The sequence below is a fragment of the Catellatospora chokoriensis genome (assembly GCF_011297315.1).
Taxonomy (GTDB): Bacteria; Actinomycetota; Actinomycetes; order Mycobacteriales; family Micromonosporaceae; genus Catellatospora; species Catellatospora citrea.
In genome coordinates this window covers 1-15,893 of sequence record NZ_JAAOTI010000003.1, presented here as the reverse complement: position 1 = coordinate 15,893, position 15,893 = coordinate 1, and the positions used below count along the sequence as shown (strand labels likewise).

General features: G+C 72.6%; 17 protein-coding genes. 11 read left to right on the top strand and 6 right to left on the bottom strand.

All coding sequences use genetic code 11. From position 1 onward, the window contains the following. The first annotated feature begins 240 nt into the window (after positions 1–240). Positions 241–1,194: an endonuclease/exonuclease/phosphatase family protein gene (locus HAV39_RS05070; protein WP_239120765.1), complete on the top strand. Its 954-nt coding sequence runs from the start codon at positions 241–243 to the stop codon at positions 1,192–1,194. 39 nt (positions 1,195–1,233) lie between these two features. On the opposite strand, the gene HAV39_RS05065 is transcribed toward HAV39_RS05070, so the two are convergent. Continuing rightward, the gene (locus HAV39_RS05065; protein ID WP_191838017.1) at positions 1,234–3,534 is read right to left on the bottom strand and encodes a glycogen debranching protein; all 2,301 of its coding nucleotides are present in this window, start codon (positions 3,532–3,534) and stop codon (positions 1,234–1,236) included. 167 nt (positions 3,535–3,701) lie between these two features. Here HAV39_RS05065 and HAV39_RS05060 point away from each other — a divergent pair, with 167 nt between their 5' ends. From HAV39_RS05060 to HAV39_RS05035, 6 genes are all read left to right on the top strand, one after another. Continuing rightward, positions 3,702–4,352, top strand: coding sequence for a dienelactone hydrolase family protein (locus HAV39_RS05060; RefSeq protein WP_203736418.1), 651 nt, complete (start codon positions 3,702–3,704; stop codon positions 4,350–4,352). Between the two features lie 129 nt (positions 4,353–4,481). Continuing rightward, positions 4,482–5,195: an NRDE family protein gene (locus tag HAV39_RS05055; protein WP_191838015.1), complete on the top strand. Its 714-nt coding sequence runs from the start codon at positions 4,482–4,484 to the stop codon at positions 5,193–5,195. A gap of 118 nt (positions 5,196–5,313) precedes the next feature. Next, a complete protein-coding gene (locus tag HAV39_RS05050; RefSeq protein WP_191838014.1) occupies positions 5,314–5,760 on the top strand; it encodes an SRPBCC family protein in 447 nt (148 codons plus the stop codon). Further along, on the top strand, positions 5,757–6,137 hold the full coding sequence (locus tag HAV39_RS05045) for an ArsR/SmtB family transcription factor (RefSeq protein WP_191838013.1): 381 nt from the start codon (positions 5,757–5,759) through the stop codon (positions 6,135–6,137). The genes HAV39_RS05050 and HAV39_RS05045 overlap by 4 nt, the downstream gene beginning before the upstream one ends. 17 nt (positions 6,138–6,154) lie before the next feature. Continuing rightward, positions 6,155–6,829: a DUF2182 domain-containing protein gene (locus tag HAV39_RS05040; RefSeq protein ID WP_191838012.1), complete on the top strand. Its 675-nt coding sequence runs from the start codon at positions 6,155–6,157 to the stop codon at positions 6,827–6,829. A gap of 21 nt (positions 6,830–6,850) precedes the next feature. Further along, the gene (locus tag HAV39_RS05035) at positions 6,851–7,618 is read left to right on the top strand and encodes a DUF899 domain-containing protein (RefSeq protein WP_191838011.1); all 768 of its coding nucleotides are present in this window, start codon (positions 6,851–6,853) and stop codon (positions 7,616–7,618) included. A 104-nt stretch (positions 7,619–7,722) separates the two neighbouring features. Here the strand turns inward: HAV39_RS05035 and HAV39_RS05030 are convergent, their stop codons facing one another. Then, positions 7,723–8,631 carry a GNAT family N-acetyltransferase gene (locus tag HAV39_RS05030; RefSeq protein ID WP_191838010.1) on the bottom strand — a complete coding sequence of 303 codons (909 nt, stop codon included), beginning with the start codon at positions 8,629–8,631 and terminating at the stop codon, positions 7,723–7,725. An 82-nt stretch (positions 8,632–8,713) separates the two neighbouring features. Between HAV39_RS05030 and HAV39_RS05025 the strand changes: the two genes are divergently transcribed. Then, positions 8,714–9,430, top strand: a complete 717-nt coding sequence (locus tag HAV39_RS05025) for a DUF4184 family protein (RefSeq protein ID WP_191838009.1) — start codon at positions 8,714–8,716, stop codon at positions 9,428–9,430. Positions 9,431–9,447: 17 nt separating this feature from the next. Here HAV39_RS05025 and HAV39_RS05020 read toward each other — a convergent pair whose 3' ends face one another. The 3 genes from HAV39_RS05020 to HAV39_RS05010 form a co-directional block, all read right to left on the bottom strand. Then, positions 9,448–9,654, bottom strand: a complete 207-nt coding sequence (locus tag HAV39_RS05020) for an RNA-binding S4 domain-containing protein (RefSeq protein ID WP_280528736.1) — start codon at positions 9,652–9,654, stop codon at positions 9,448–9,450. Positions 9,655–9,719: 65 nt separating this feature from the next. Further along, a complete protein-coding gene (locus tag HAV39_RS05015) occupies positions 9,720–10,436 on the bottom strand; it encodes an SDR family NAD(P)-dependent oxidoreductase (protein ID WP_191838007.1) in 717 nt (238 codons plus the stop codon). 110 nt (positions 10,437–10,546) lie between these two features. Further along, complete coding sequence (locus tag HAV39_RS05010; RefSeq protein ID WP_239120764.1) at positions 10,547–11,644, bottom strand: M20 family metallopeptidase; 1,098 nt, start codon at positions 11,642–11,644, stop codon at positions 10,547–10,549. Positions 11,645–11,699: 55 nt separating this feature from the next. Here HAV39_RS05010 and HAV39_RS05005 point away from each other — a divergent pair, with 55 nt between their 5' ends. Together HAV39_RS05005 and HAV39_RS05000 are read left to right on the top strand one after the other, a co-directional pair. Continuing rightward, positions 11,700–12,404, top strand: a complete 705-nt coding sequence (locus HAV39_RS05005) for an MOSC domain-containing protein (protein ID WP_191838005.1) — start codon at positions 11,700–11,702, stop codon at positions 12,402–12,404. Positions 12,405–12,414: 10 nt separating this feature from the next. Further along, positions 12,415–13,503 carry a winged helix DNA-binding domain-containing protein gene (locus HAV39_RS05000; protein ID WP_191838004.1) on the top strand — a complete coding sequence of 363 codons (1,089 nt, stop codon included), beginning with the start codon at positions 12,415–12,417 and terminating at the stop codon, positions 13,501–13,503. Positions 13,504–13,520: 17 nt separating this feature from the next. Here the strand turns inward: HAV39_RS05000 and HAV39_RS04995 are convergent, their stop codons facing one another. Then, positions 13,521–14,594, bottom strand: coding sequence for a hypothetical protein (locus HAV39_RS04995; RefSeq protein WP_203736417.1), 1,074 nt, complete (start codon positions 14,592–14,594; stop codon positions 13,521–13,523). A 99-nt stretch (positions 14,595–14,693) separates the two neighbouring features. On the opposite strand from HAV39_RS04995, the gene HAV39_RS04990 reads away from it, so the two are divergent. Next, positions 14,694–15,773 (top strand): calcium:cation antiporter, encoded by a 1,080-nt coding sequence (locus HAV39_RS04990; RefSeq protein ID WP_191838003.1) that lies wholly within the window; start codon positions 14,694–14,696, stop codon positions 15,771–15,773. Positions 15,774–15,893: the final 120 nt, after the last annotated feature.

Genomic DNA, 15,893 nt, shown 5'->3' with positions numbered 1-15,893 from the left:
TATCCGCTGTATGGGGTTTATCGGACTTACTGGTACAGATCCCGCGCGAATGATCACGTTAAGTGACCGCCTGGCGGTGCTCGCATCGATCGCGCAGGCTCACGCGGGGACGGCGGTGTCCGGCCATCTTCATACCGGGAGCAGTGTTAAGGCACCGTTAATCAGGCGTGGATTCTTGTCACACGGCAGACTTCCGACGGGGAACGGGAATCCGAGCGTCCCGCCGGTAGCGTACGCACAGTGACGACTCAACTGGCGAAGCCGGCACCCGGCACCCGCACCCGACCGCGATGGCGCGCCGCCCTCGTCGTCCTAGCCGCGCTCGCGCTGGCGGCGGTGCTGGCCGGGCACCGCCTGGTGCCCAACGTCTACAGCGCGGGCAGCCTGCTGGACTCGGTCGCACCCTTGTTCGGCCTCGCCGTGCCCGTGCTGGCGCTCGCCGCGCTCGCGGCCCGCTCACGGGCGGCGCTGCTCACGGTCGCGCTGCCGGCTGCCGTCTGGGCGGCGCAGTTCGGCGGCGCGCTGCTGCCGCCCCAGGACGGGCCGGCCGAACTGCGGGTCGTCTCGCAGAACCTCTACGCGGACAACCCCGACCCGGCGGCCACCGTCGAGGCGCTCGCCGCCGACGCGCCCGACCTGATCGCGATACAGGAGGCCATCGAGGGCGTCGCCGCGACGGCCGCCGAGCGGCTGCGCGAGTCCTACCCGCACCACGCGATCAAGGGCACGGTCGGCTTGCTCAGCAAGCACCCGATCACGCGGGTGAGCAGCCTCGACAGCGAGACGAGCTGGATCCGCGGGCTGCGGGCGGTGGTCGAGACGCCGCAGGGCGACGTCGCGGTGTACGTGGCGCATCTGCGCTCGGCGCGCATCAACGAGACCGCGAGCCGCGACCGCAACATCCGGGCGCTGGCCGACGCCGTGCGCGGCGACGACGCGAGCCGCGTGCTGGTGCTCGGCGACCTGAACACCTCGGCCGAGGACCGGGCCTTCGCCCCGCTGTCCGCGCTGCTGCACGACGCCCAGGCCGACGCGGGCTGGGGATTCGGCCTCACCTGGCCGTCCACGCTGCCCGTGCTGCGCCCCGACCAGGTCCTCTACCGGGGGCTCACCGCCACTGACGCGGGGGTGCGGCGGGCGCCGGGCACCGACCACCGGGCGGTGACGGCGTCGTTCGCCTTCCCGGCCGGCTGAGCGCCGGTCCCGCCCCTGCGGGCGGGACCGGCGCTCAGCTCACTTCGCGATGAGCAGGAGCACGGCCCGGGCGCGCAGCGTGTACGCCGTGCCCGTCCCGCCGATGACCGCCTCGGCGCCCGGTGCGGCGACCTGGCTGGCGCCCTCCGCCCAGGCGGCCGTGTCGGTGACCCGGTGCCACTGCTTTCCGGCCGGCGGGGCGGGCAGCGTGAACACCACGTCCCCGGACCAGCCGTTGTACGCGGTGTACAGCGCGCTCGCGCTGTCGCCGAACTCAGTGCCGTCGATGCGCCACGCGAGGGCGTGGTTGTTCGCGTTGCCCCAGTAGGCCCCGTCCGGCGCGACCCCGGCCGGGGTGAACCACTCCAGCTGCCCCAGGCCGTTGCCGTTGCCGTCGGCCGCGGTGTAGAAGTTCACCGGCCGCAGCGCCGGGTGCGCCTTGCGGAATGCGGCCAGGCGCGACGTGTACGTCTGGAAGTTGGTCTCGTCCGTGGTCAAGGACCAGTCCAGCCAGTTCGCCGACGAGTCGACGTTGTACGGGTTGTTGTTGCAGTTGATCGACCGCAGCGTCTCGTCGCCGCCGGTCATCATCGGCGTGCCGCCCGACAGCATCAGGAACGCGAACGCGTTGCGGGCCGCCTTGCGCTGGTCGGCCGCGACGCCGCCCTGGTCCCAGGAGATGTTGTCGTCACTGCCGCCGTCCGACGGCCCGTACGGCCACGCCTGGCCGTTGTTCTTGCCGTTGCACGAGTACAGGTCCTTCTGCGTGAACCCGTCGTGGGCGACCATGAAGTTCACCGAGTGCCACGGCCTGCGGCCGTCGTCGCCGTACAGGTCGGACGACCCGGCGAAGCGGGTGGCCAGGTCGCTCGGGGTGACCGCGTCGACGCCCAGCTTGTTCTGGTCGCGGCGCAGCGTGTCCCGGTAGATGCCGTTCCACTCCGACCAGGCCGCCGGGAAGTTGCCCACCTGGTAGGTGCCCGTGCCGATGGCCCACGGCTCGGCGATCCAGTCGACGCCGGAGCCGCCGCCCGCCGGCCGGGCCGGCATCTCGGCGGTCAGCCGGTTGAGCGCGGTGTTCGCGTCGGTGCGGCTGTAGCTGAAGCACCCGTGCTGGCAGGTGTTGCCCAGCACCGACGCCAGGTCGAACCGGTAGCCGTCGACCCCGAGCGTGTTCTTCCAGTAGGCGATCGAGTCCACGATCAGGTTCTGGGCCGTCGGGTTGCGGGTGTTGTAGTTGTGCCCCAGCCCCGTGTTGTCCATCGACCCCTGCATGTCGGAGGTCAGCGAGTAGTACGTCGGGTTGTCCAGCCCGCGCCAGGAGAAGATGTTGTACGTGAACTTGTCGCCGATCGCGCCGCCCTCGGCGGTGTGGTTGTAGACGACGTCGACGAGCACCTTGATCCCGGCGTCGTGGAACGCCTTCACCATGGCCTTGAACTCCTTCGTCGGCCCGCCCGGCGTCTTGTCGGCGGCGTAGCGCCGGTCGGGGGCGAAGTAGTTCTCGGTCATGTAGCCCCAGTAGTTGTCGCCCGTGGTGCTGCTCGGGTTGACGTCGTTGGCGTCGTTCTGGGTCTCCTGCAGCGGCAGGAACTCCACCGCCGTGACCCCGAGCGCGGCCAGGTACGCCGCCTTCTGCCCGGCCGCCTTGTAGGTGCCCCGGTCGGCGGCCGCGATCGAGGGGTCGGCCTTGGTCAGGCCGCGCAGGTGCACCTCGTACACGATGTCGTCCTTGAAGGCCCGGGTCGGCTTGGTGCCGAAGCTCGTGCTGTCGGCGGCCAGCACGATGCCCTTGGGCGCGATCGTGCCGGTGTCGACGGCCCGCTTGGCCGGTCCCGATGCGTAGTCGCTCGCCACGCCGTCGGGCAGCGCGGTGTCGTGGCTCATCTCGCGGGCGTACGGGTCCAGCAGGAGCTTGTTCGGGTTGAACCGGTTGCCCGCGGCGTCCACGTCGGCCACGAACCCGGCCGTCGACCCCTTCGTCCAGCTCGCGCTGTAGGGCCAGTTCGGACCCCAGGCCCGGTAGCCGTAGTAGACGGTGCCGGTCACGCCTGCGGCCTGCAGTGTCGCCACGCTGACGGTGGTCGCCCAGACATCCCCGGTGCCCTTGGTGAGCAGGTAGGACGCCTTCTCCTGGGCGCCGGTGGCGGCGGAGTAGACGTAGACCGCGATGCGGGTGGCCCCGGACGAGTACACCCGGAAGTTCACATTGCTGCCGGAGTAGCGACCGCCGAGGGTCAGCGTGTCGATCCCGGCCTGGGCGGGCGCGGTGGGGGAGACGAGGGACAACCCGGCTGCCACCAGCGCGGCGGCGAGCACGGACCTCCATAGGCGACGCATGGTCTTCCTTCCCGGAACAGGGGGTGGTGGCCGGGGGAGCGGCGAGTGAAACTTCTTGCAAAGTGTGACCTAGGTTACGTGGAAGTTTCAGGCGCGTAAAGATGCGCCAACTGCCCCCAACGCGAGCGGCGGGCCGCCGGGCGAGCAAGGATGGAGAGGTGGACGACATGACGTCCGGAGACAACGGAACAGCGGCCGAGGTCGTCATCCCCGTGAACGGAGCCGCACTCTCGGCCCACCTGGCCATACCCCCGCAGGCCGCCGGCATCGTCGTGTTCGTCCACGGCAGCGGCAGCAGCCGGCACAGCCCCCGCAACCAGTACGTCGCCCGCTTCCTGCGCGACGCGGGCCTCGGCACGCTCCTGTTCGACCTGCTCAACGAGGCCGAGGAGAACGACCGGGGCAACGTGTTCGACATCGGGCTGCTCGCCGGTCGGCTGAGCGAGGTGCTCGCCTGGCTGCGGGCCCGGCCCGCCGCGCAAGGTCTGCCGGTCGGCCTGTTCGGGGCCAGCACCGGCGCGGCCGCCGCGCTCTGGGCCGCGTCGAACGGAAACGCCGACGTCGCCGCCGTGGTCTCCCGCGGCGGCCGCCCCGACCTGGCCGGCGGTCACCTCGCCGAGGTGCGCGCCCCGACGCTGCTCATCGTCGGCGGCCTCGACCGCATCGTGCTGGAGCTCAACGAGCAGGCCGCCGCCCAGCTGACCTGCGAGCACGCCGTGGAGATCGTCCCCGGCGCGACCCACCTGTTCCAGGAGCCCGGAACCCTCCAGCAGGCCGCCGTCCTGGCCCGCGACTGGCTCGTCCGCTACGTACGCTGAGCGAAGTCCGTGGATGCGGACAGGTCGCGCCACCTGCCCGAGGTCCGCGGCGACCTCCCCGAGCTTGGCCTCGACGGCGGTGACGCAGCTGGCGCCCAGGGCCAGGCGCACCGGCATATAGTGCCGATCATGTGTACGGTCGCCGTCAGTTTCGAGCCGTCGTCGCCGGTGCCGCTACTGGTGCTGGCCGTACGCGACGAGCTGCTGGTGCGCCCGTGGGAGCCGCCGGCCGAGCACTGGCCGCGCCATCCCGGGGTGCTCGGCGGGATCGACCTGGTCGCCGGGGGCACCTGGCTGGCCGTGGATCCGGCCGCCCGCCGGGCCGGGTTCGTGCTCAACGGGCGCGGACGGCTCGCGCCGGAGCACGGCCGCCGGTCACGCGGCGACCTGCCGCTGCTCGCCGCAGCCGGGCTGCCCGTGCCCGACGACCTGGGGGCCTTCGACCCGTTCTACCTGATCGCCGCTGATCTCGGCGGGGCGGTGATGGTCGGCTGGGACGGCGAGACGCGCACCGAGACGGCTCTGCCGCAGGGATACACGGTGATCGTCAACAGCGGTGACGATCCCGCCGAGCCGCGCGCCGCGCACCTGCTCGCGGCGCTGCGGGCCGTGCCGCGGCCGCACCCGGCCGCCGGCTGGGGCGCCTGGCCGGCCCTGGCCGCGGGGGAGGGGATCGACCGTGAGGACCCGCGGGCGCTGATCCTGCGGCACACCTTCGGCGACGACCTGCGCTACGGCTCCAGCTCGGTCACCCTGCTCGCGATCGGCCCCGACCTGGTCCGCTACGACTTCGCGTCCGTGCCGGACGAGCCCGGCCCGGTGGCGCTCACCCGGGTCGTCTAGGCCCGTCCCGAGACACGCCGCTGGTCGCGACAATGTGCAACTCGTGGGTTGCGCCTCGACAACTGATGTGCAACTCTGGAGTTGCACATCAAGTCGACGGCGCTGAAGGAGTCTGCTCATGAGTGAGGACCGGATCGAACGCGAGACCCTGATCGAGGCGTCCCTGGAGCGGGTCTGGTCGCTGGTCGCCCAGCCCGGGTTCTGGGTGGCCGACAAGGCGAGCCTGCCCGGCACCGTGGCCGTGGCGGGGGAGTCGATGATCGCGAAGAACCCCCATCACGGCGACTTCCCGGTCCGGGTGGAGAAGGTCGACCCGCCGCACTACCTCGCCTACCGCTGGGCCAGCGCCTTCCCGGGCGAGGAGCTGCGCGACGACAACAGCACCCTGGTCGAGTTCACGCTGACCGCGGAGGGTGCGAGGACGCGCCTGCGCGTGGTGGAGAGCGGCTTCGTGGCGCTGGCCGCGCCCGAGGAGCGGCGCAGCGGGGCGTTCCGGGACAACTCCGGCGGGTGGCCGCTGGAGCTGGAGGCGCTCAAGGCACGGGCGGAAGAATCCTCCGTGTGACAGACGAGCACCACGGCGACGCCTCGCCGGTCGACGCCGTGCTGGCGGCCCTTGCCGACCCGACCCGGCGGCAGCTGCTCGACCTGCTCGCCGAACTGGGCGAGACGACCGCGACGGCGCTCGCCGAGCGCCTACCGGTATCGCGGCAGGCGGTGGTCAAGCACCTCGCCGTGCTGGACGCCGCCGGGCTGGTCAGCGGGCACCGAGCCGGGCGCGAGGTGCGGTACGCGGTGCGGCCCGCGGCGCTGAACACGACGGCGCGGTGGATGGCCGCGCTCGCCTCCGACTGGGATCGCCGCCTGGCGACCATCAAACGCCTCGCCGAAGCGGCGGAGCGGGAAGCGGCCGCAGGAAAGGTCGAACCCGGCGGAGCCTGAACGGGGGGAGGGGCACGATGCGACTCCGGCACGCGGTGACGGCGGCGACGCTCGGGCTCGCCGTCGCCGGCTGGGTCCTGATGATCTGGCTCATGGACGGCATGGACATGGGCCCGGCGACCCCGCTCGGCCCGTTCGCGATCTTCGTCGCCGGGTGGGCGTCGATGATCGCGGCGATGATGCTGCCTGGCACCGTCCCGGCGGTCGTGCGCCGGGCCCGTGCCGGAGCGGGCATGGCGGCGCTGTTCGTCGCCGCGTACCTCGGCGTCTGGACGCTCGTCGGGGTGGCCGTCTTCGCGCTGTACCGGCCGCACGGGCCGGCCGCCGCGGGCGTGCTCGTGATCGCGGCGGGCGGCTATGAGCTGACGCCGGTCAAGCGGCACTTCCGGCGGCGGTGCGGCGAGAGCGGGCACTCCGGGTTCGGGTACGGGCTGCACTGTGTCGGGTCGAGCATCGGCCTGATGCTCGTGCTGGTCGCGGTCGGGCTCATGAACATCGGCTGGATGTGCGTGATCACGGCGCTGTGCCTGGCGCAGAAGCTGCTGCCCGCGCGGGCCGCCGTCGACGTGCCGCTGGCACTGGCGGTCGTGGCGCTCGGCCTGGTGCTCCTGACCGCGCCCGAGGTCGTGCCTGGTCTTCACCCGCCGCCGTCTCCCCTGGACGGCGGTGGCCACCACCACTCGCACCACTGACGACAGAAGAGGTGAGCAACGATGATCGATCACAGGACAGGCACCAGGCAGGAGTGGCTCGCGGCCCGGCTGGAGCTGCTGGCCGCGGAGAAGGAGCTGACCCACCGCAGCGACGAGGTGGCGCGGCAGCGGCAGAACCTGCCGTGGGTACGCGTCGACAAGGACTACCGCTTCGCGACCGACGACGGCGACGCCTCGCTGGCCGACCTGTTCGCGGGGCGCTCGCAGCTGCTCGTGTACCACTTCATGTTCGGTCCCGAGTACGAGGCGGGCTGCCCGTCCTGCTCGGCGATCGCCGACGGCTTCGACGGCTCGGTCGTGCACCTCGCCAATCACGACGTGACCCTGTGCGCGGTGTCCCAGGCCCCGCTGCCGAAACTGCAGGCCTACAAGAAGCGCATGGGGTGGGGCTTCCCGTGGGCGTCGTCGAACGGCGGCGACTTCAACCACGACTACCACGTCACGCACACCGAGCAGGAGTGGCGGACGGGCACGGTCGAGTACAACTTCCGTGCGATGGAGGTGACCCCGATCGGCGCGACCGACCTGCATCCGATGATGACGCAGATCTCGGCGTCGGTCGGCACGGACTGGCCGACGTACCGGCAGCAGGGGCCGGGCATGAGCGCGTTCGTGCTCGACGACGGCGTCGTCTACCACACGTACTCGACCTACGAGCGTGGCGTCGACGCCGTCTGGGGCATGTACCAGTGGCTCGACCGCGCCCCGCTCGGGCGCAACGAGCAGGGCTTCTGGTGGCGCCGCCACGACGAGTACGACCAGCAGTGAGATGACGCAGGTCGCCGGGTGAACGGGCGGCCGACGGGGGGACGCGGTCGTGCCGGTGCGATGTCACCGGCTCGACCGCGTCATACGTGGACGGCAGTCGGCCCCTACGCGGCGGCCTGCTCGGGCAGCGTGCCCAGGCAGGACCACTGGACGGTTACCGGGCGGTAGCCCAGGCGGGCGTTCACGGCGAGCATCGGCGCGTTCGACTCGTCGTTGGAGGTGTACGCGGCCGTCACGCCACCGGCGGCGGCCCGGTGCAGCGCCACCGTCTTGGCCAGCCGGGCCAGGCCGCGGCCGCGGTGCTCGGGCAGCGTCGCGGTCATGTCCGACCACATCCGCTCCCCATCCCGCTTGACCAGAGTGAACGCCACGATCTGCCCGCCGTCGAGGGCGGCGACGCTGGCGTCCTTGTCCAGGCCGAGGTTGTCCCACACCTCGTAGCGCCAGGTGTCGAAGGAGAGCGCGTCGGAGGGCACGTCGCCGGGCTCGTCGGAGCTGGCCGCGACGTACGCCGTGTAGAGCACGTGCTCGTCCAGCCCGGACAGCGGCACCACGGTGACACCGGGCGGCGCGTCCGGGGCGGGCGGCGCGAGCCGGGTCTCCAGCATCGAGTAGCGCAGCTCGCGGCTCGGCGTGAAGCCGCGGCCGCGGGCGAAGTCCAGCGACTCCCCCTGCACCCAGGCGCGCACTCGCCGCACGCCGAGCGCGGACAGGTGCCCGGCGGCAGCGTCGAACAGCAGCTTGCCCGCGCCCTGCCGGCGGTGGGCCGGGTGCACGTGCAGCAGCGAGATCTCGCCGAAGTCGGCCTCGGACGTGGTGATGTTCCGGAACGCCGAGGTCCAGCCGACGAGCTGCCCGCCGTCTTCGACCACGAACGCGGTCCAGTCGCCGGCCGGCGGCTCGGCGATCATCTGCCGCGTCGACGCGACCCCGCGCACCAGGTACGGATACACCTCGGCACGCAGGGCGACCACGGCCGCGGCGTCTTCGGGTCGGGCGGTGCGAATTCTCATCCGGCCATCCTGTCCCGCTCCGTGATGATCATCAAATGGTTTGCGGGCGATGCCGCGGCCCGCGACGGGCTAGCCTGCGGCGGTGCCGCTGACGTTCCCCTCGCACGCCGCATTGCCACTGCCGCTGAAACTGTGGCGTCCCCGCTGGTTCGACGGCGTGGCGCTGACCGTCGGGGCGGCCTCGCCCGATCTCGCGTACGCCCTGGACGGCTCGGGCCTGCCCGTGTTCCCGCTGTCGCACCAGTGGCCCGGCGTGGTGCTGTTCTGCCTGCCGGTGACGCTGGTCGGCGCGCTGCTGGTGCGCCGGGCGGCGGCCGTGGTCGCCGCGCACCTGCCCGCCCGGCCCGCGGCCCTGGCGCTGCGCGACTACGGCGTGCTCGGCACGACGCGGCCCGCGCTCGTGGTCAGCACCGGGTCCGCGCTGCTCGCCGCCGCGAGCCACCTGGTCTGGGACGAGCTCACCGGGCCCGTGCCCGTGCTGGATTACGCGTCCTCCGCAGGCGGCGTGCTGGCGGCGCTGGCACTCGCCGTGCACGTCGGCCGCCACCGGCTGCTGCGGGCGTGGCACGGCGCACCACCGGACCGGCCGGCACGCCCCGGACTGTTCTGGACCGTCGCCGGCGCGGTCACCACGGCCTGCGCGGTGACCGCGGCACAGCTGCCTGGGGCGTTCCTGCCGCACACCACGGGCGCGCGCCTGCTGCTCGGCGTCGCGCTCGGTCTCGGCGCCGCCGCCGCGGCGACCGCCCTCATACCGGTGCGGCCGAGCGCGGTCGATCCGGCACCGGCGAGCGACTGACCGCCGCGCGGACGGGCTCAGGCGACGCGCAGGCTCTCGCCGTCGATGACGACCACGTCGCCGCGGTGCAGCTGGCGGCCGCGGCGCACCTCCACCTCGCCGTTCACGGTCACCTCACCGGCGGTGATGCGCAGCTTCGCCTCACCACCGGTCTCGATCACGGAGGCGAGCTTCAGGAACTGGCCCAGGCGGATCATGTCATCACGGATCGGTACGTCGGTCACCGTGCCATCCTCCCTCAGGGCCGGTCCGTCGATGTTCATCGGACGGCGTCGGTGTGGGCGGGTCGTCAGCGCAGGTTCAGGCCGCCGTCCAGGAGGATGACCTCGCCGGTCAGGTAGGAGTTGCCGATGACGGCGGCGATGAGGTCGGCGACGTCCGACGGCTGGGCCGGGCGGCGCATGGGGCTGGCCGTGTTCCACAGCGCGTGCGCGTCGGCCCAGTCGGCGGTGAGCGGCGTGTCGACCAGCCCGGGGGCGACGGCGTTGACGCGCACGTCGGGGCCGAGTGCCGCGGCCAGCAGCCTGGTCACGTGGTTGAGGGCCGCCTTGCCGGCGGCGTACGCGATCGAGCTGCCCTTCGGGCGGACGCCAGCGTGGCTGGTCACGTTCACCACGCAGCCGTGGGACTCGCGGAGCGCGGGCAGTGCCGCCGTGCACAGCAGCCAGGGCGCGATCAGGTTGACGTCGAGCAGCCGGCGCCAGTCGGCGGCGGTCAGCGCGTCCAGCTCGGCGTGCGGGACCGGCCAGCTGATGCCCGCGTTGTTCACCAGCACGTCCAGCCGGCCGTGCTCGGCCAGCACCCGCGGGACCAATCCGGCCGCGGCGTCGTCGTCGGCCAGGTCGGCCTGCAGGTAGGTCCCGCCGAGCTCGGCGGCCAGCGCGGTCCCGGCCGCGCGGCTCGATCGGGAATGGACCACCACGGTCATCCCGTCGCCCGCCAGCCGCCGCGCGGTCGCCGCCCCGATGCCCGACGCCGAGCCGGTCACCAACGCCACCTTCTGCATCCGGCCACCCTAACCAGCGCCGCGATCGGCCCCGGGGCACCCCGTTGCCGTCCCACGGCACGCCGTCCGACGTGGTGCCGCGTCAGGCCGCCGGCGTCACCGGTCAGCCGTCAGATCGCGCTGAGGAAGGCGCGCAGCGCCCGGTGGTACGGCTCGATCGAGGTCAGGTCGGCGTACTCGTCGGGGCCGTGCAGGCCCGCCCCGCCGATGCCGAAGATCACCGCGTCGACGCCGCGCTGGGAGTAGAAGCGCCCGTCGGCCGCGCCGTGCTTGCGCAGGAAACCGGCCGGGTAGCCCTGCGCCTGCGCCGCCTGCTGCAGGGCCCGCACCTCGGGCCGGTCCCGGTCGGCGTGGTGCGGGGCGTCGGCGTGCTCGACCGCCACCGCGACGCCCGGCCCGCAGATGTCGCGCAGGTGCGCGGCGATCTGCTCGGCGGTGCGCCCGTCGAAGCCGGGCTCGCCGGGCGGGAAGCGGATGTCCAGCCAGGCCTCCGCCAGCGCCGGGACCTGATTGAACGCCGTGTTCGGGGTGTCCAGGCGGGCCAGGTTCACGGTCGTCGCCCACGCCTCGGCGGTCGGCAGCGGATATGCCGCGTGCAGCGCTTGGACTGCCCTCGTCAGCCGCAGCAGCGCGTTGTCGCCCTGCCACGGGTACGCGCTGTGCGCGGCCCGGCCGGTCGCGGTCAGCCGCGCCTGCAGGATGCCCTTCGAGTCGGTGACGATCTCCAGCCCGCTGAACTCGCCGATGACCACGAACTGCCCCGTGACGCCCTGCTCCAGCTGGTGCAGCGTGCCGTTGCGCCCGCCGATCTCCTCGTCGGTGACCAGCTGCAACGCCAGCGGGTACGGCAGAATCGGGGCCAGCTCGGCGAACACGTGCGCCATCACCAGCGCCGAGATCTTCATGTCCTGCGCGCCGCGCGCGTACAGGCGGTCGCCCTCGCGGCGCGGCGTGAACTGCTCCGGCGCGGCGGGCACCACGTCCAGGTGCCCGTTGAGGATCACCCGGAACGCCGGGCGGCCCGCGCCGGTGTCGCGGTAGAGCAGCGCGCTCGGCTTGCCCGCGGACTCGAACCGCTCCACGGCGAAGCCCGGCCCGACCGCGTCGAGGACGAGGTCCAGCGCGCGGTGCAGCTGGTCGGGACGGTCGGCGGTCGACGGCACGGCGAGCAGCTCTTCGGCCGTACGCAGAAAGGGCTCCAGCTCCACCACGCCATCCTGCCGCACGCCACCGCGCCGGGCATACTGCTGACGTGATCGGATCATGATGGTCGGCACGATCGGGGAGCTGCGCCGGTTCCCGGTCAAGTCGCTGCTCGGCGAGATGCTCACCGAGGCGGTGGTGCAGCCGCGCGGGCTCGCCGGGGACCGCCGGTGGGCGGTGCGCGGCGCGGACGGCCGGTTCGGCAGCGGCAAGAGCACCCGCAGGTTCCGGCAGATGGACGGGCTGTTCCAGCTCGCGGCGCGCTACGACGGCGCGGTGCCGGTGCTGCGCTTTCCGTCCGGACAGCGGCTGCGCGGCGACGACCCGGCGGTGCACGCGGCGCTGAGCCGGCACGTCGGCGAGCCGGTGACGCTGACCGCCGAGGAGGACGTGTCGCACTTCGACGAGGGCCCGCTGCACGTGCTGACCACCGCCTCGCTGCGGCACCTGGGCGGGCTGCTCGGCGGGCCGGTCGACCCGCGGCGCTTCCGCGCCAACCTGCTGCTCGACGTGTCCGGCCCGCCCGCGCGGCTCGAGGACGGCTGGCCGGGCCGTACCCTGCACGTCGGCGACGAGGTGGTGCTGCGGGTGACCCGCCGGATGACCCGCTGCGTGATGGTCAACAACGCGCAGGAGGACCTGCCGCACGACGGCCGGGTCCTGCGCGCCGTCGCCACCGCGGACGAGCTGACGCTCGGGGTGCTCGCCCAGGTCGAGCGCCCGGGCACGGTCCGGTTCGGCGATCCTGTCGTACTGCGCGGCTAGCATCGCGGCGATGGACGCACTTCAGCTGGCCTCGTGGCGCATGCGCAACCTCGGCCTGCACGCCACCGCCGACGCCACCCCCCAGGACGTGGTCGGCCGGCTGGGCGCGGTGCAGTCCCAGGACTACGGCCCGGCGACCTGGTCGCTCGGCGAGCGCATCACCGCCGCCCACGAGGACCGGGTGCACCGCGACTTCGCCGACGGCGCGCTGCTGCGCACCCACGTCCTGCGGCCGACGTGGCATTTCGTCACGCCGGACGACATCGCCTGGGTGCTGGCGCTGACCGGCCCGCGGGTGCACCAGCTCAACGCCTACTACTACCGCCAGCTCGGCCTCGACGAGCAGCTGCGGGCACGCTGCGACGCGCTGCTGGTCGAGGCGCTGGCCGGCACGCAGCTCACCCGCAAGGAGCTGACCGCCCTGTGCCAGGCGGCGGGCATCGGCACCGAGGGCTTCCGGATGGCGTACATCCTGATGAACGCCGAGCTCAACGGACTGATCTGCAGCGGCGCGATGAAGGGAAAGCAGCACACGTACGCGCTGCTGGCCGACCGCGCGCCGCAGGCGCGGAAGCTCGACCCCGACGAGGCGCTCGCCGAGCTGACGCTGCGCTACTTCACCAGCCACGGGCCGGCCACCGTGAAGGACTTCCGCTGGTGGTCCAGCCTCACCCAGGCCGAGATCCGCCGCGGCCTGGACATGGTCCGCGGGCAGCTGCACAGCCTGGACGCGGGCGGGCTGACCTACTGGTTCGCCGGGGAGCCGGCGCAGCCGCACACCTCGGACGGTCCGGTGGCGCACCTGCTGCAGGGCTACGACGAGTACATCGTGGGCTACACCGAGAGCAAGCACCTGCTCAACGTCGCCGGCGTCGGTGGCGGGCAGCGCCTGGACCGGCCCGTCTACAACGGCGTGCTCATCATCGACAGCCAGGTCGCCGGGCACTGGAAGCGCACGGTCGGCCGGACCGAGGTCGCGGTCGAGGTGCTGGTCTACGCCCCGCTCGACGCCGACCGGGCCGCGGCGGTGCGGGCCGCCGCCGACCACCACGGCCGCTTCCTCGGCCTGCCCGCCAGGGTCACCACGTCCCTGCTCTGAGCCGCCGCGTGCCCCGGTCAGCCGCGGACGGCGCCGGAGTTCTTGTCGACCATCAGCCCGGCCGTGTCGACGGCCTCGAAGTTCGAGCCCTGCAGGTTCTTCAGCGCGCGCAGCGCGTCGTTGGACCAGCGGTCGTCGGGTGCGCCCGACAGGTACCAGGGGGAGCCGTTGTCGGCGACGATCACGCCGTACTTCTTCATCGCCTCGGCGATGATCCGGGCCTGCTTGGGCATCTTCGAGGTGTCGACGCCCGCCTTCAGCCGCAGGCGCAGGCCCATCGGCGGCAGGTTCGCGTCGGCGCTGTCCGAGGCGGCGTGGCGCGCGGGCCACACGTAGGTGTTGCGCGAGCGCGGCACGGTGATGCGCAGCGCGTGCGTGATGCGCCCGGCGGCGACCTCGTCGTAGCGGACCAGCCCGGCGAAGATGGACAGCCCGGCCGCGTCGGCCGAGGTCCAGCCCGCCGGGCGCAGCTTGTTCGAGCGCAGGTCGTAGATCGCGCCGGAGCCGGCCCGCCAGCCCGCGCCGGCCGGGTACGCCGCGTACAGCTCGTACACCTTGCAGCCGGCGGCGTCGTACAGGATGACGTGGCGGTCGCCGTCGCTGCTGCGCCCGCCCTCGACCTTGGCGTCGGCGGGCACGGGGTACGGGCCCTTGTCGCTCTCGCCCGCGTACTCGAAGGTGACCTTGACGGTCTTCTGGCCGGGCTTGACCGTCGTGACGGGAATGCCGATCGGCGCGCCCTCCCACAGACCCGCGCCGAAGTCGGGATGCATGTGCGCGGCCGCGCCGATGCTGTTCACGAGCGCGCCCGACGAGCGGTGCACGGGCAGTTTGGACACGTCGGCGCGCCACACGCTGTTCGCGGGGAACACCCCGCACGGGCCGGCGGTGGCCGAGGGCGACGCCGTGGGCTTGGGGCTCGCGGTCGCGGTCGCGGAAACCGAGGGCGCGGTCGTGCCGGCGGGTGTCACGAAGCCCGGCTCGGCCGGTCCCACCGCGTTCGGCGTGGTGCTGCCGCAGGCGGCGAGCCCGAGGACGGCGGTCAGCGCGGCAAGTCGCCGCGGCACCGCGGCCAGAGATCGTGAGCGCACGCGCAGAATCTAGTGCCACCATGCGGTACGGGCACACCCCACTGCCTCGTTGCAGGGATTATGGCCGATAGGTGAGGTTTGTCCGCGTAACCTCGGTACATGCTCAAAGCCGCACGCGCGCTGTCGTGGTGGGCGCTGATCCCGCCCCTGTGCGTGATCGTGCTCGTGGCGGCCTGGGGGCACAAGGTCGGCGGCGTGGGCCTGGTGATCGTCGGGATCGCGCTGGTCGCCGCCGTCGTGGTCGCCGTGCACCACGCGGAGGTCGTCGCGCACCACGTCGGCGAACCGTTCGGCGCGCTGATCCTGGCGGTCGCGGTCACCGCCATCGAGGTCGGCCTGATCATCATGCTGATGACCTCCGGTCCGGAAGGCCCCTCCACACTCGCCCGGGACACGGTCTTCGCGGCGTTCATGATCGTGTGCAACGGCGTGGTGGGACTCTGCCTGCTGGTCGGCGGCCTGCGTCACCGCGAGGTCGAGTTCCACGTCGAAGGTGTCACGGCCACCCTGGCCACGCTCAGCACTGTCGCCGCCCTCGCGCTGGTGCTGCCGTCGTTCACCACCAGCAGTCCCGGGCCGACCTACTCCGGACCGCAGCTAGCCTTCGCCGGTATCGCCTCGCTGGTGCTGTATGCGGCGTTCGTCTTCGTGCAGACGATCCGGCACCGCCACTACTTCCTGCCGCTGGAGACCGGCGACGACGACCACGGCCACGAGCCGGGCCGGAAGGCGGCCGCGGTCAGCCTGGTCATGCTGCTGCTCTGCCTGGTCGCCGTGGTGGGCCTGGCGAAGGTCGAGTCGCCGGCGATCGAGCACGTGGTGGCGGTGGCGGGCGCGCCCCGGGCCGTGGTCGGCGTCGTGATCGCCCTGCTGGTGCTGCTGCCGGAGACCGCCGCGGCGGTCCGCGCGGCCTCCCGCAACCAGATCCAGACCAGCTTCAACCTGGCCCTGGGCTCGGCCGTGGCCAGCATCGGCCTCACCATCCCGGCGATCGCCATCGCCTCGATCTGGCTGCAGAACACCCTCGTCCTCGGCCTCGACCCCAAGGACATCGTGCTGCTCGTGATCACCGTCGTGGTCACCACCCTGACCGTCGCCCCCGGCCGGGCCACCCTGATGCAGGGCATGGTCCACCTGACCATCTTCGGCGTCTTCCTCTTCCTCTCCTTCGTCCCCTGATCACGACGATCTTGCGCGAACTGTCGCCGTTTCGCGGCATTCGAGTGTGTCGTACCCACAGTCCACGCAAGATCGCCGCCACGCGGGTGGGGGTGGGGGTGCCCGGGCGGTTGGGCACCA

What these genes read in the sequence shown, in the direction of transcription:
- HAV39_RS05065 (WP_191838017.1), bottom strand. Translation starts at nt 3,534, where the DNA reads ATGCGTCGCCTATGGAGGTCCGTGCTCGCCGCCGCGCTGGTGGCAGCC.
- HAV39_RS05060 (WP_203736418.1), top strand. Translation starts at nt 3,702, where the DNA reads ATGACGTCCGGAGACAACGGAACAGCGGCCGAGGTCGTCATCCCCGTG.
- HAV39_RS05055 (WP_191838015.1), top strand. Translation starts at nt 4,482, where the DNA reads ATGTGTACGGTCGCCGTCAGTTTCGAGCCGTCGTCGCCGGTGCCGCTA.
- HAV39_RS05050 (WP_191838014.1), top strand. Translation starts at nt 5,314, where the DNA reads ATGAGTGAGGACCGGATCGAACGCGAGACCCTGATCGAGGCGTCCCTG.
- HAV39_RS05040 (WP_191838012.1), top strand. Translation starts at nt 6,155, where the DNA reads ATGCGACTCCGGCACGCGGTGACGGCGGCGACGCTCGGGCTCGCCGTC.
- HAV39_RS05035 (WP_191838011.1), top strand. Translation starts at nt 6,851, where the DNA reads ATGATCGATCACAGGACAGGCACCAGGCAGGAGTGGCTCGCGGCCCGG.
- HAV39_RS05030 (WP_191838010.1), bottom strand. Translation starts at nt 8,631, where the DNA reads ATGAGAATTCGCACCGCCCGACCCGAAGACGCCGCGGCCGTGGTCGCC.
- HAV39_RS05015 (WP_191838007.1), bottom strand. Translation starts at nt 10,436, where the DNA reads ATGCAGAAGGTGGCGTTGGTGACCGGCTCGGCGTCGGGCATCGGGGCG.
- HAV39_RS05005 (WP_191838005.1), top strand. Translation starts at nt 11,700, where the DNA reads ATGATGGTCGGCACGATCGGGGAGCTGCGCCGGTTCCCGGTCAAGTCG.
- HAV39_RS05000 (WP_191838004.1), top strand. Translation starts at nt 12,415, where the DNA reads ATGGACGCACTTCAGCTGGCCTCGTGGCGCATGCGCAACCTCGGCCTG.
- HAV39_RS04990 (WP_191838003.1), top strand. Translation starts at nt 14,694, where the DNA reads ATGCTCAAAGCCGCACGCGCGCTGTCGTGGTGGGCGCTGATCCCGCCC.